The sequence below is a fragment of the Plesiomonas sp. ZOR0011 genome, assembly GCF_000800945.1.
Classification (GTDB): domain Bacteria; phylum Pseudomonadota; class Gammaproteobacteria; order Enterobacterales; family CAMTGL01; genus Plesiomonas; species Plesiomonas shigelloides.
In genome coordinates this window covers 13,057-25,403 of record NZ_JRKB01000073.1, presented here as the reverse complement: position 1 = coordinate 25,403, position 12,347 = coordinate 13,057, and the positions used below count along the sequence as shown (strand labels likewise).

Here is a 12,347-nt window from a genome sequence, read left to right as displayed (position 1 = left end):
AAGCAATAGCTCCGCAAGTCGTAGGTTTACGCGACCAGTGCCTGATTTAAAAAGGCATGTTTGCGTTGCTCAAAGCGGCTGACTAAGTCGTTGACGGCATCTTGCTGATACGGGATCAGACCGCTGGCGACCATGCGCTTGCGTCCCATGCCCACTTCTTTACCATTTTCGGTAAAGACAAACTCCAGCGTTACATTGCCGCGTTTCCCTTCGATATCCATACTGGCATTGCTCAAGCGTACGCTTGGGCGCGCCAGCTCCAGTGATGACATCTCCAGTGACATGCTTTCATAAATCACCAATGGGCGCGTTGGATGGATCATGTGCTGGGTTTGTTCCATCAGCGGAACCATGATATGTGGGAAATTCATACCAGAAAATGCCACATAACTGCGGATCACTTGCTCGGTGATGTGGCTATCAAAGGTCGTCTCCCCAGATGTGGCTACATTGAGGTAGTTTTTACCGCTGTCATCGGTTACACACCACAGCTGCTGATCTTCGCTATTGAGGCTAAGAGTCACACCATCAGAAACCATGCCCGCAAAATCAAAATGCATGTGTTGGCTCAGGCCGATTTTGCTCATGATCAGGGCAAACAGCAGGTCACCCGGTACACAAAAGCGCTTGGCATCGGGATCGTGGATGGGATTGAAGTCGCCGGCGATGCGTTTGGCAAAGTGACTGGCCTGCTCGCGGCTGAAGTGAAAGCTGTCTGCGGCTGATTGGTAATACGGCTGAAGGAACATGGCATCAGATCTTCTGATTAATAACATGACAGCAGTGTAGCTAAATTTTCGTGGTCAAATGGTCTAGCCAGTTAAGTGATCGGAGGTGTGGCCTGTTACTGGCTAACGCAGTTGTGCGGTGATGAGCGAATTACGAGTGCTTGAGCGGCAGAGATGTGTGAGGAGAAACGAATGAGAAATGGGAAAATAAAGAGGACATCAGATGCATTATCTGTGTCCTCTGATTGTATGGTTTTTTAGGCGGTATGTTTAATCGATATTTATCAATTTTATCAACGGATAGCACGCCCTTGTGGCTACGCTAAACCACATAACACCTGAATAATTAAGCCATTAGCAAAATACGCGCGACCACTTCAGGAGTGATGTCTTTATGCTCACCCAGCGCCGTCATGTGGTGACGTTTGAGTGAGGCAACCACTTTTTCCGCAGCATCTTTGGCATTGATACCGTAGTCGGCCAGATGCGTTTTTACGCGCATCATTTCAAAAAACTCGCGGGTTTTCTCGATGGCTTTGTTGATGCGATGCTCGTCTTTACCATCACGCAAGCCCCAGATGCGTTCGGCATATTGCAGCAGTTTTTGCTTTTTCTGCTCGCGCTGTACATCCAGCAATACAGGTAAAACGATAGCCAAGGTTTGCGCATGATCCAAACCGTACGCAGCGGTGAGCTCGTGGCCAATCGCGTGAGTTGACCAGTCTTGCGGCACGCCCACACCAATCAAACCGTTTAGTGCCATAGTGGCACTCCACATGATGTTGGCGCGGATGTCGTAATCTGTTGGGGTGGCCAGCGCGCGTGGGCCTTCTTCCAGCAAGGTCAGCAACAGACCTTCGGCAAAACGATCTTGCACTTTGGCATTGACCGGATAGGTCAGGTATTGCTCCAGAATATGGATAAACGCATCGACCACGCCGTTACTGATTTGCCGCTCTGGCAAGGTATAGGTTTTGGTTGGGTCAAGTACCGCGTGTTGTGGATAGACGCGTGGGCTGGCGAAAGCCAGTTTACTGTGATCGGATTTACGGCTGATCACGGCAAAGGAGTTAGTTTCTGAACCGGTGGCTGGCAGGGTCAGAATGCAGCTCAGCGGCAGTGCGTGCTCAACCGGTGCTTGTTTGCTCAGGATGTCCCACGGATCATCGCCGGTAAAGCAGGCGGCAGCGGCAATGAATTTAGTGCCATCCACCACAGATCCACCACCAACAGCCAGCAGGTAGTCAATTTGATGCTCTTTAACGGCCGCGACAGCTTGCATCAAGGTTTCGTAAGACGGATTCGGCTCGATGCCACCGAATTCAAAGAATGTGTGTTTGTGCAGGGCTTGGCGTACTTCATCCAGCGTGCCAAAGCGGATCACGCTGCCACCACCATAAGTGATCAGGATCCGCGCATCGGCCGGAATACGTTCGGCCAGCCGGGCAATTTGCTGCTGACCGAACAAGACTTCGGTCGGGTTATAAAAAACAAAAGACTCCATGAGATCAGCTCCTTAAATGTCTACATGCTGCCGGGGAGACCTGCTATCAGATGTGCTCCAGCCTAATCCAAAATGGCTACCGGTGATGTTTTTATTGATTGCCGGTTGTAATGAAAGATTATCTGTCTATCTAAGTAAAGTGGCGACATTATTTTGCTGGTTTTTTGTCTTTGGCGGTATTTTGCAATAGACGTGGCAGTTATGACGTTTTAGACACTGTTTTGTTTTGCTGGCTGACAAGGTTTACGTTACATATTTGTGGGCATCATCGACGTAAGGTATCGACAGTATTATGCAAAATTATTTTTCCAGCCCGTTTGAGGGTAAATCGCTCCAAGAACAAATTACCAATAAGAACATTATTGCAGGTCGACATAGCTATTATTCTGGTTATTACCATGGTCACAGTTTTGATGACTGTGCGCGCTACCTAAGTCCTGAGAGGGATGATGTCGATAAGCTGCGCATCGGCAATTTCTGCTCTATCGGATCTGGGGCGGTATTTATGATGGCGGGCAACCAAGGGCACCGGACTGATTGGGTATCAACGTTTCCTTTTTTCTATATGGATAACCCGCTGTTTGCCGCGGCGCAAGATGGCTTTGTGCGCGCAGGAGACACCGAAATTGGGCATGACGTGTGGATTGGTACCGAGGCGATGATCATGCCGGGGGTTAAAGTCGGCAATGGCGCGGTGATTGCTAGCCGAGCTTTGGTGACCAAGGATGTCGCTCCGTATGAGATTGTCGGTGGGCATCCGGCCAAGCATATCCGTTTTCGTTTTGACGAGGCGGCCATTGCGCAGTTGCAGGAGATACAGTGGTGGCTGTGGCCGGATGAAGTGATTGCGCCAGCGGTATCGCGACTGTGTGCCGGTGACGTAGCCGGTTTATATGCTTACTGGTGTGAGCAGGTGCGAAGTGGTGCAATTGCAGCTGCAAACTGACGGATCTGTGTTTCTAATGCGGCGCGATGTTTTTCCAACTCCTTCAGACGGTTGACGTTGGCTCCGGAGGGATGCGGAAAACCGGATAAAATTTGTGAGGCATCCACCCAGCCTTCGCTGGCCAGTTGCTGTAAAACCTCTTCGACAGCTTTGCCTAGCGGGATGAGTAAGACGTGATCTTTGTGCTGCAACTGGCCAAACTCGTGCGCAAAGGTGTGGCGTGCGTAGTTCATCAGTAGCGGCGTCTTACCAAGTTTGGGCGTATGGCCGGTGTAGTTGGTGCCTTTGACAAAAACGGGATAGGGGATCAGTGATACTGTGTGTAACCAATGATCTTGTTCATCAAATAAGGCGGCGCAGCTGGCCAGACCTAACGCTTGGTTTAGGTGCAGGCTGTCGAGCATGTTGATGACATTGGTGCGCATGCTGCCACTAAAACGAGCGGCCACTTTGCATTCGTATTGAATGGTGGCCAGTGGCTTTGCGGCTACCAGCCCACGATGCGCGGTGACAAAGGCTTGTGACATCTGCTGAAAGCCGGGCGTTATCCCGACGATAAAGACGCGAGCTTGTGAGTTGGCGTATTCGTTGTGTGGCGCGTAGTAAATCTCCAACGTGCCGGATTTCTCTAGCAGAAAATCGGGGATCAGTAGATCGTCGCGGGTATAGCTCGGTTTATCTGGCAGTGCGGCGATACGAGTTTGGTAATCGGCAAGTGTCTTGTGCATTCGAGTTCGGTTTCTATTGAGGTCAGTCGAGAGTGTTTGCTCATTATCCATTGCTCATAATCCATTGCCCATTATCCATTGCGACTAGCTCATTGCGCACGGCAAGGCGTCATTGCTGTCATGCTTAGTTTTGGGAGCGTAGGCCTGATGGCAGGGCGCAAACATAATGTTATTATCACGTTATGGTAAACCATCACTCTTGTATAACGCTATTTTAGAACGGTATGTCTGTTGAACCATTACTTGAGCCTGTGCACCAGTTTTTACAGGCGGTGACGCCCGATAGCTGGATTATTGAGGCGAGAAAGCCCGAAAACCTGTCGGTGATTTTACGCGATCATCTGTTGTGCGAACTAAAAGCGGCGCAAAGTGCGCTGTTTTTGATTCGTCGCTATGCCGTGGAGCCAGAAAGTGCCGCGATGCTCAATGCGTGGCTGCAGCCTTATGAGGATCTGGCGTATCGCCGATTAGGCTCTGTGGATACTCTTCGTGGGAAAAGTGCGGCATCGAAACAGGTGATTGTGCGTGCAGATTGCCGTTATGGTGCGGATCTGGTGGATAAGATGGTGCTGCTAATCAAAGAAGAGCTGCATCATTTTTATCAGGTGCTAGAGATCATGGCGCAAAAGCAGATCTCCTATGAGCCGCTGCCCGCGAGTCGGTATGCGAAGAGTATGATGCGTCATGTGCAGCACTTTGAGCCGGATGCGTTGGTCGATAAGCTGATTATCGGCGCGTTTATTGAGGCGCGTTCGTGTGAACGCTTTGCTAAATTGGCGCCTTATTTGGATGAGGAGTTAGGCCGTTTTTATCTGTCGCTGTTGCGCTCGGAGGCGCGTCACTATCAAGATTATCTGTCATTAGCGCAGGCCGTGGCAGGGCAGGATATCAGTGCGCGTATCGCTTACTTTGCAGCAGTGGAAGCGGAGCTGATTACCTCACCGGATCCGGAGTTTAAATTCCACAGTGGTGTGCCTGCTTGGCACTAAATAGCGAATCAGCGCAGCGGTAGTGTGAGGTTGATGCTGGGTCGCGCTGAGTGCGTTATACGGTATCAACACCACGAGTTGTTCTTTTTTGCCATAACTATGTGATGAGCCCGAGGTAGGCTGCTTGGCCGCTAAATATGGGCAGCTTGCTTTGGTTTGCGCTGTAACCGCGTATCGTGCTTTTCCTGCTTTTCCTGCTTTTCCTGCTTTTCCTGCTTTTCCTGCTTTTCCCTCTTGTAGCTCTTATCGCTCTGTTATGGGCTTTTGCTTTTATCCCTCGCTTGTTTAAGATTTTTGCTTTTCACGCTGAGCGTATTGCGTTGATGCAACAGATGTCACGCGTGATGGCCATCACGAAATTTTGCCAGTTGTTGCGGTGTGGGACATTTGTCCGCCTTGGGTGTGTAATATCAGACCTTCGCGACATTTTGCGCTGCGCAGGCTGTTAGCTGGGTGGACTACGGTCCTGTCTTTACCTGCAGAGGAAACTTTATAGTGTTCAGCATGAAAAAGAGCTTATATCCGGACGATTGGCTGGCGATTGTCGAGCTGATCAGCAATGAGCCGGCGCTGTATGAACTGGTAAAACATTGTCCGTTGGACGTGATGCGGCGTTGGCGGTTACTGCAGGTAACTCGTGGAACACTGATTTGTCGTCAGCATGAACCTTGTCGCCATTTTCACCTGATTTTACAAGGCCGGGTGGATGTGTTCTTGGAAACGGACGATGGGCGACGTTATCAGCAGGCCAATTACGGCAAAGGCGACATGTTGGGCGAGTTAGAGATTTTTGAGCAGCGCCCTTACATCTGCTCGGTTGAAGCGACAGAAGATACGCGCTTATTGCGCTTATCACGTGATGATTTTAGCCAGTGGCTAGCACTCGATAATCACTTTAATCAGAGCATGTTACGTACGTTTAGCCAGCAATATTATCGCTTATCGCAAAAAGCGGGGGCCGATAACTTATATACGCTGCATCAGCGGGTGGCGCTGGCGTTGTGGGAGCACTTTGAGGCCCACGGTAGCCCTTGCGCGATGCTGGATAAGCAGCAGTTGAGCCATGAGTTTGCGGCGGCGCCGCGCAGTATTAACCGGATCCTGCATGAGCTGAAAGAGCAGCAAATTATTGCGGTGGATGATGAACAAATTCGATTGCTGGATGCGCCACGTTTACGTGCGCAAGCCGGTATGTAAGCCGAATTGTCTTCTGTGAAGCATCGGCGTTGACCCATGTTGCCTTGAGCATCTGCGCGAATGGCATAGTCATGACCATAGTAATGGCGCGGTAGTGAGCCTAGGCAACAAAGTGAGGTACCCATGATGGAGTTGCAACCACACATTCGTTTAAGCCGAGCGATGACTGGCGCGCGTTACGCGTTGCTGCCGGGCGATCCGCAGCGTGTTGAGCATGTCGCCCGCTTTTTGGATGACGTACAGCCACTGGCCTATAACCGCGAGTTTCGCTCTTTGCGTGGCTGGTATCAGGGCATTGAGGTGTTGGTATTGTCGACCGGCATTGGTGGCCCGTCAGCGGCAATAGCCATCGAAGAGTTGCAGCGCATTGGCGTTACTACCTTGATTCGTATTGGCAGTTGCGGGGCATTACAAGCACCGATGCAGCTTGGTGATCTGGTGATTGCGACAGGCGCGGTACGGGATGAGGGCACGTCACAGATTTATGTACCATCAGGCTATCCGGCATGTGCTGACACCGGTTTAGTGCATTGCTTACAAACGCAAGCGCAGCGTTTGCAGTTCCCGACCCACAGTGGCTATGTGCGTAGTCATGATAGCTTTTATACCGACCACGAAGCTGAATTAACTGCTAAATGGGCTGCTTATGGCATTTTGGCTGCGGACATGGAAACGGCGCCGTTGATGGTCATTGGCGCACTGCGTGGCATGCGCACCGCTTCGGTATTGAATGTGGTGGTGACGAGCAGCGGAGAGTTAGAGCAGGGGATTAATGCCTACCAAGAGGCAGACTCTTGCGGACATCTGGGTGAGGCGCGCGAGATTGAATTGGCCTTGGCCGCTATCTATCAAGATTATAATAAGGAGAATGTGTGATGGATTTTTTCAGTATTAACAATGTGATGGTGAATATTCCGTTGGGTGAAGGCGGTTATGCACTGTCGTGGATTGAAGCTATCGGCACCATTTTTGGTTTGCTGTGTATCTGGTTTGCCAGCAAAGAGAAGATCATTAACTATCTGTTTGGTCTCATCAATGTGACGTTGTTTGCCGCCATTTTCTTTCAAATTCAGCTGTATGCAAGTTTGCTGCTACAGGTGTTTTTCTTTGTCGCCAACGTGTATGGCTGGTATGCGTGGAGCCGACAAACCGCCGACAACGAAGCAGCACTGCAAATCCGCTGGTTGTCGCGCAGTAAAGCCCTGACGCTGACCGGTGTGTGCGTGGTGGCGATTATTCTGATGAGCCAGTTTATCGATCCGGTGTTTGCCTTTTTGACCACCGTCGCCATTGACCTGATGCAGGGAATGGGGCTGGCCGTGACGATGCCTGAGCTGCAACCGGATGCCTTCCCATTGTGGGATTCGGCGATGTTAGTGCTGTCGATTGCGGCGATGATTTTGATGACCCGTAAGTATGTAGAAAACTGGCTGCTGTGGATTGTCATCGACCTGATCAGTGTAGTGATTTATGCCGTTCAGGGCGTGTATGCGATGTCGCTGGAGTATATTTTGCTGACCGCGGTTGCGGTGATGGGCTCGGTGACGTGGATCCGTAGTGCGGAGCGTCATGGTTCGCGCCCATTGGCATCGGAATCGCTGTAATTGCGCATTTAGATACCCACTCATGCCCATTGCATGCGTGATGGAATGAAAAAAACACCGGCATTCGCCGGTGTTTTTGTTGGTGCAGGCGGCTAACAGCGCGAGTTCTTGTTACAGCTCTTCTTTCGGCACTGAGATAAACTCATCATCCATGTAGCCTGTGGTGCGCCACGTATGGAGGGTACCGTTGTCATCCAGTACGGCAAAGCCGGTGGTATTGGCGAGGGCTTGGCGCACTTTGCCAATATTTTTTAGTGCCGGTTTATCTTGTGGCGTGAGCGCACTGAGGGTTTGATCTTGGTTGAGCGACAGCAGTGAACCGTTGGAGATGATTTGGGTTTGACTGTTTTGCATGTTTTCGGCGAAGAATTTCGCGTAATTGTCGTAATCTGCATCTGTCATTGTCATCAGGACAGACACTTGCCCACTACCTTGAGTTAAGTACAGGTAAGATTGTAAGAACAACTCGGTACTTTGGAGCTGCGGGATCACAGTGCCGTTATAACTGCGCAGCTCTAACGGCGCATCGCCACAAAAATAAATGCTTTCATTACGGTCATACAACATCACGTGTTGTTGATTAGGCAGCGGTATAATTTTTTGGATCTGGCTGAAGTTATTACAATTTTCAAAGAAGCGCTCTGAAGCACTCTCTGACTCATCAATATTCACCACCTCGCCATCGGCCGTCAGTGCCAGCAAATCGGTCCAGCCGATATCGGGTTCGGTGTACACGCCTACCGATTGTACTTGCTGCACCTGATCTAGCTGCTTGTATGCGCGAGGCTTAGGATCGCTAGCGGTCGGCTGCTGCCAGTACATCAACGTGCCGTCAGTTAATAACGCGGCATTGGTGCGGTGGCCGGCATAAAACTCGCTGATATTGGCAGCCCATTGCGGTAATGCGTATCGCGGTTGTGTTTCTGCGCGGTTCGAAATCACCAATACGGTATCATCAAAGGTTTCGGCCAGAATTTGGTCGCCATAGGCGCGAATGCGCTTATATGTCCGATTGCTCAGCTTGGGCGCTAAGTCAGATTCGCATTTGGTGTAACCCCACACGTGCGTGGCACCTTGCTTATCTAGCGCGATAAAGCAGCCATATGAGGTAGTAATGCTTTGAATATCGGTCAGGCTGTTGGCCTGTCCGACGTCGCTGTCCTTTTCTTGTGGTGGGGCCCAGCTGACAACGCTACCGTCATTTTTGAGTACGGCTATCATGCTAAAAGCACTGGCAAAACCGTACATCCGGCGGGTGGTAAGGACTTCTTTTACCTCGGTTAGGCGTGGCTCTAATTCCGCAGGCGCTTGTGTTTCACCCCAAGTGACTAAGCGATCATCTTCGGTCAGAGCAAAAAAACCGAGCTGTTCGAGCATGCCATGCAAGCCACCATTAAAGGGCAGCACGCTTTTAATATTGTGCAGTGCCTGAACTTGCGGGCTGCTATTGGCGCCTTGAAAGCTAAAGCCCCAAGTGATCAGGCTACCGTCATTTTTGATGGCCGCAAATGCGCCATCATTGGCGTAGAGCGCTTTCACGTTAGGAACTTTTTCGGCCAGATAATTTCTATCATCCGCATTAATGGCTTTTTCTATCTGGAATAGCTCATTGCTAACCGATGATGCGTCGTCTGACGTCGGTGATTCTAACGCGATATGACTGCTCGCAACGCTATCACCATCGATTTGGCTAAATACGATCGCCGCGCCAATCCACACCACGACTAATCCAATAATGATGGTGCGTTTATGTGGCTGGGGGGCGGCATCGGCAATTTTATCGTTGTGATTTGCACTTGCGGCAATCATTTCGCCGTGAACGGTGCAGCCTTGGGCGATAAGCAGCTCAGTGAGTGTGGGGTAAATATCCGGATCGGTATGGATAAGTACCTGGCTGTCATCATGCAAGGTCAAATTCAGTTTGCGGTGGTCTTCTGATAATTGCAGTGAGCGGATGTCCGCACGCGCAATGGCAATAGGCCCCGTATTGAGGATTAACGCACTGTAGATTAACTTACCGGCACACAAGCCTAAAAATCCGGCTACCGGACCTAGCCCTAAGCCGAAAGTTAAAAATACAATCATGATCACCGCACCAGCACCGAACAGGAATTTGGCCAATGCGTTGTATTGGATTGTGGAATATTCCAATCGATCGTCAAAGAGCTGGTAATAGAATTCTGTCGTATCCGGGCTAATTCCCGTGGGGGGCGTGTATTTGCATGACCACTCAATCAAATTTTTATCGGTAGGCGTATCCGGTGTCATGCTGGTGGTAGAGCTGTCCATAATAATCTGTTCCGTTTTGGATGCCGGATGCTGCCGAAGAGCCATAATGCCTTGATGTGTAGCGAGTGATTGTCATTCCAGTGACTTTCCCCGCGATGCTTTAGGCATTATTTCGTCACAGCAAAAGAAATCGTGTGCACTGGCGTGTGCTTAACACGCATTTCCCGATCCCGAGCGTGAATAACCTGAAGTTTTAAAATTTTGTTCGACATAATCGTAAGTGCAGCGATGTGGGTCAAACTTCTAATGCACTTTTTTTCATAACTGTGCGGTAGGTTAAGTTACGCTTAGTCAGTAATCTGGCATTTTAAGGTAAGGAAAGTCAGATATCTGGCGTTATTTGAAAATGCGGGGATGAGCCATCAAAAGATAAGCGCAGAAAAGAGAAGCACAGAATAGTAACGATAAAAAAGAGAGCACGAGAGGGAAGTACAACACAGTAAGAGCAATAAAACCCTTTACACTGATGAGTGTAGGTGATCCGCGATGGGCAGCGGATCACCTATGTGCTTGAATGAGGATGCGGTAAATTATCTGAATTAATATTGCGAGTTAATGATCACCTCTTCGCCCATGGCGCCGGCTTGCGGCAGTGGCTGGTAAGTGGAGTTAGATGCTCTCAGTAAACGGATCCCTCGCGCATTAGTCGCAATGGCGGCTTTGATATCGCCGTCAGAATCGCCGTAATAGATTTTGATGTCTTTGGCTTTCATCCAGCTGATTTTGGTATTTTGGCCTGGTTTGTCACCGGCAAAAATAACTGGATTTAACGCGTTATCAGGGATCGCAAAATCTTTTTGCAGCGTTTTGGTCACGGTTTCGGTTTTAGTTTGATCGCGACCGGTGATGAAATAAATATGATCACCACGTTTTAAGTGCATCGCAATTAAGTCATGTCCCACTTTCTTCGGAATGCTGAATTCATCCCAGCCGTTATTCATTTTTTCCCAGAATTGTGGGTTTTTCAGGTAAGCATAGCTATCAGGGGAGAACATTTGCTTACCGCGATAAAAGCCAGGGCTAGAAAACAGCACGGTATCATCAATATCAAAACCCACCGCCATCGGCGCTTTGCCTTTGAGACTGTGCTCGATTTGTTCTACGGAGACCCAATGAATGGGTTTTTCTTGCGCCAGCTCGGCCACGGTGACACCGCTGTAGAGCGGTGCGGTGGTGGCGGTTTCAGCGGCGTGTACGGCAGTATTTAGCGAGAAGCTCAGCGCCAATGCGCTGGCAAGTAATGTCAATTTACGCATTTTTATTGTTATATCCCTTTATCGGTAAGATGGTTTTAAAAAGCAGGGGCATGATAGGGATATGTATGACGACAAAGTGTGATGTTGCGCAGGTTGTTACAGAGTGAAATATTTTCAGGGAAAGTGCTGCTGATTGCGGGGGTGGATGGTGTAAACGAAGAAAAACAACCTGTATTTAGGCTAGGTGAGGTTGGAATGTGGCAAATAAAAATCCCCCGCCTGAGCAGGGGATGACGAGGTCTATTCGCTCTCGGTACCCATGACAAGCACCGATGATGAGCCGAGGATCTTACGCGGCCAGATTTTTAGCGACGAAGTTCCAGTTTACCAGCGCCCAGAAACCATTCAGGTAGTTAGGACGTACGTTGCGGTAATCGATGTAGTAAGCGTGCTCCCACACGTCCACAGTCAGCAGTGGAGTGTGACCTTCAGTCAGTGGGCAGCCAGCGTTAGAGGTGTTCACGATTGCCAGAGAGCCGTCAGCTTTCTTCACCAGCCAAGTCCAGCCAGAGCCGAAGTTCTTCACTGCTGCGTCGTTGAACTGAGTTTTGAACGCGTCAAAAGAGCCGAATGCTTGGTTGATTGCATCAGCCAGTGCGCCGGTAGGCTCGCCACCCGCTTGTGGTGCCAGGCAGTTCCAGTAGAAAGTGTGGTTCCAGACTTGAGCGGCGTTGTTAAAGATCGGGCCGGAAGAGGTTTTAACGATATCTTCCAGAGACTTGCCTTCGAACTCAGTGCCAGGAACCAGATTGTTCAGGTTAACCACGTAGGTGTTGTGATGCTTACCGTAGTGATACTCCAGCGTTTCAGCTGACAGGTGTGGTTCCAGTGCATTTTTTGCATATGGCAGTGCAGGTAATTCAAAAGACATTGCCGTTATCTCCGTTATTGTTGGGTCTTTGCCCGGTTTAATTGCTTCCTCTAATCATCCTATTGGCGATGATTGGACACAGCTTGCTGTTGTTGAACTGTTATGGTTTGGGATTTTAGCAAGTTTTTTCTATATTAAAAGGCTGCAGACTAAATTTCTGTGTATCATCTGCTGTTATCCGGACGATACGCCGGTTTTATGCACAATGTACTGCCAGAGAGCGCTGCAGCTGGAT

General features: G+C 49.8%; 11 protein-coding genes. 5 read left to right on the top strand and 6 right to left on the bottom strand.

Annotation, left to right across the window (positions count from 1 at the left end; translation table 11 throughout):
• Window positions 1-26 precede the first annotated feature (26 nt).
• Window positions 27-749, bottom strand: a complete 723-nt coding sequence (locus L975_RS13500; protein WP_039044826.1) for a DUF3581 family protein — start codon at window positions 747-749, stop codon at window positions 27-29.
• Between the two features lie 325 nt (window positions 750-1,074).
• On the bottom strand, window positions 1,075-2,232 hold the full coding sequence (locus L975_RS13495) for an iron-containing alcohol dehydrogenase (protein WP_047709027.1): 1,158 nt from the start codon (window positions 2,230-2,232) through the stop codon (window positions 1,075-1,077).
• A 292-nt stretch (window positions 2,233-2,524) separates the two neighbouring features.
• Between L975_RS13495 and catB the strand changes: the two genes are divergently transcribed.
• Window positions 2,525-3,178: a type B chloramphenicol O-acetyltransferase gene (gene catB / locus L975_RS13490; RefSeq protein ID WP_047709026.1), complete on the top strand. Its 654-nt coding sequence runs from the start codon at window positions 2,525-2,527 to the stop codon at window positions 3,176-3,178.
• On the opposite strand, the gene L975_RS13485 is transcribed toward catB, so the two are convergent.
• Window positions 3,130-3,906, bottom strand: a complete 777-nt coding sequence (locus L975_RS13485; RefSeq protein ID WP_052181478.1) for a hypothetical protein — start codon at window positions 3,904-3,906, stop codon at window positions 3,130-3,132. The two genes, catB and L975_RS13485, sit on opposite strands and share 49 nt — an antisense overlap.
• Before the next feature lie 224 nt (window positions 3,907-4,130).
• On the opposite strand from L975_RS13485, the gene miaE reads away from it, so the two are divergent.
• The 4 genes from miaE to pnuC all read left to right on the top strand — a co-directional run bounded on the left by miaE (window position 4,131) and on the right by pnuC (window position 7,696).
• Window positions 4,131-4,895, top strand: coding sequence for a tRNA isopentenyl-2-thiomethyl-A-37 hydroxylase MiaE (gene miaE / locus L975_RS13480; protein ID WP_047709025.1), 765 nt, complete (start codon window positions 4,131-4,133; stop codon window positions 4,893-4,895).
• A 504-nt stretch (window positions 4,896-5,399) separates the two neighbouring features.
• A complete protein-coding gene (locus L975_RS13475) occupies window positions 5,400-6,092 on the top strand; it encodes a Crp/Fnr family transcriptional regulator (protein WP_081995700.1) in 693 nt (230 codons plus the stop codon).
• Window positions 6,093-6,218: 126 nt separating this feature from the next.
• Entirely contained in the window at window positions 6,219-6,968 is a 750-nt protein-coding gene (locus L975_RS13470) for a nucleoside phosphorylase (protein ID WP_081995712.1), read from the top strand.
• The gene (gene pnuC / locus L975_RS13465) at window positions 6,968-7,696 is read left to right on the top strand and encodes a nicotinamide riboside transporter PnuC (RefSeq protein ID WP_047709022.1); all 729 of its coding nucleotides are present in this window, start codon (window positions 6,968-6,970) and stop codon (window positions 7,694-7,696) included. Before L975_RS13470 ends, pnuC begins: the two co-directional genes overlap by 1 nt.
• A 111-nt stretch (window positions 7,697-7,807) precedes the next feature.
• Here pnuC and L975_RS13460 read toward each other — a convergent pair whose 3' ends face one another.
• The 3 genes from L975_RS13460 to sodB form a co-directional block, all read right to left on the bottom strand.
• Entirely contained in the window at window positions 7,808-9,985 is a 2,178-nt protein-coding gene (locus tag L975_RS13460; RefSeq protein ID WP_047709021.1) for a hypothetical protein, read from the bottom strand.
• Window positions 9,986-10,524: 539 nt separating this feature from the next.
• A complete protein-coding gene (gene aphA / locus L975_RS13455; RefSeq protein ID WP_010863830.1) occupies window positions 10,525-11,241 on the bottom strand; it encodes an acid phosphatase AphA in 717 nt (238 codons plus the stop codon).
• Between the two features lie 289 nt (window positions 11,242-11,530).
• A complete protein-coding gene (sodB, locus tag L975_RS13450) occupies window positions 11,531-12,112 on the bottom strand; it encodes a superoxide dismutase [Fe] (protein ID WP_010863829.1) in 582 nt (193 codons plus the stop codon).
• Window positions 12,113-12,347: the final 235 nt, after the last annotated feature.

Coding starts and splice junctions, on each gene's coding strand:
- L975_RS13475 (WP_081995700.1), top strand. CDS start 5,400: ATGAAAAAGAGCTTATATCCGGACGATTGGCTGGCGATTGTCGAGCTG.
- catB (WP_047709026.1), top strand. CDS start 2,525: ATGCAAAATTATTTTTCCAGCCCGTTTGAGGGTAAATCGCTCCAAGAA.
- L975_RS13470 (WP_081995712.1), top strand. CDS start 6,219: ATGGAGTTGCAACCACACATTCGTTTAAGCCGAGCGATGACTGGCGCG.
- L975_RS13495 (WP_047709027.1), bottom strand. CDS start 2,232: ATGGAGTCTTTTGTTTTTTATAACCCGACCGAAGTCTTGTTCGGTCAG.
- L975_RS13460 (WP_047709021.1), bottom strand. CDS start 9,985: ATGGACAGCTCTACCACCAGCATGACACCGGATACGCCTACCGATAAA.
- miaE (WP_047709025.1), top strand. CDS start 4,131: ATGTCTGTTGAACCATTACTTGAGCCTGTGCACCAGTTTTTACAGGCG.
- sodB (WP_010863829.1), bottom strand. CDS start 12,112: ATGTCTTTTGAATTACCTGCACTGCCATATGCAAAAAATGCACTGGAA.
- pnuC (WP_047709022.1), top strand. CDS start 6,968: ATGGATTTTTTCAGTATTAACAATGTGATGGTGAATATTCCGTTGGGT.
- L975_RS13485 (WP_052181478.1), bottom strand. CDS start 3,906: ATGCACAAGACACTTGCCGATTACCAAACTCGTATCGCCGCACTGCCA.
- aphA (WP_010863830.1), bottom strand. CDS start 11,241: ATGCGTAAATTGACATTACTTGCCAGCGCATTGGCGCTGAGCTTCTCG.
- L975_RS13500 (WP_039044826.1), bottom strand. CDS start 749: ATGTTCCTTCAGCCGTATTACCAATCAGCCGCAGACAGCTTTCACTTC.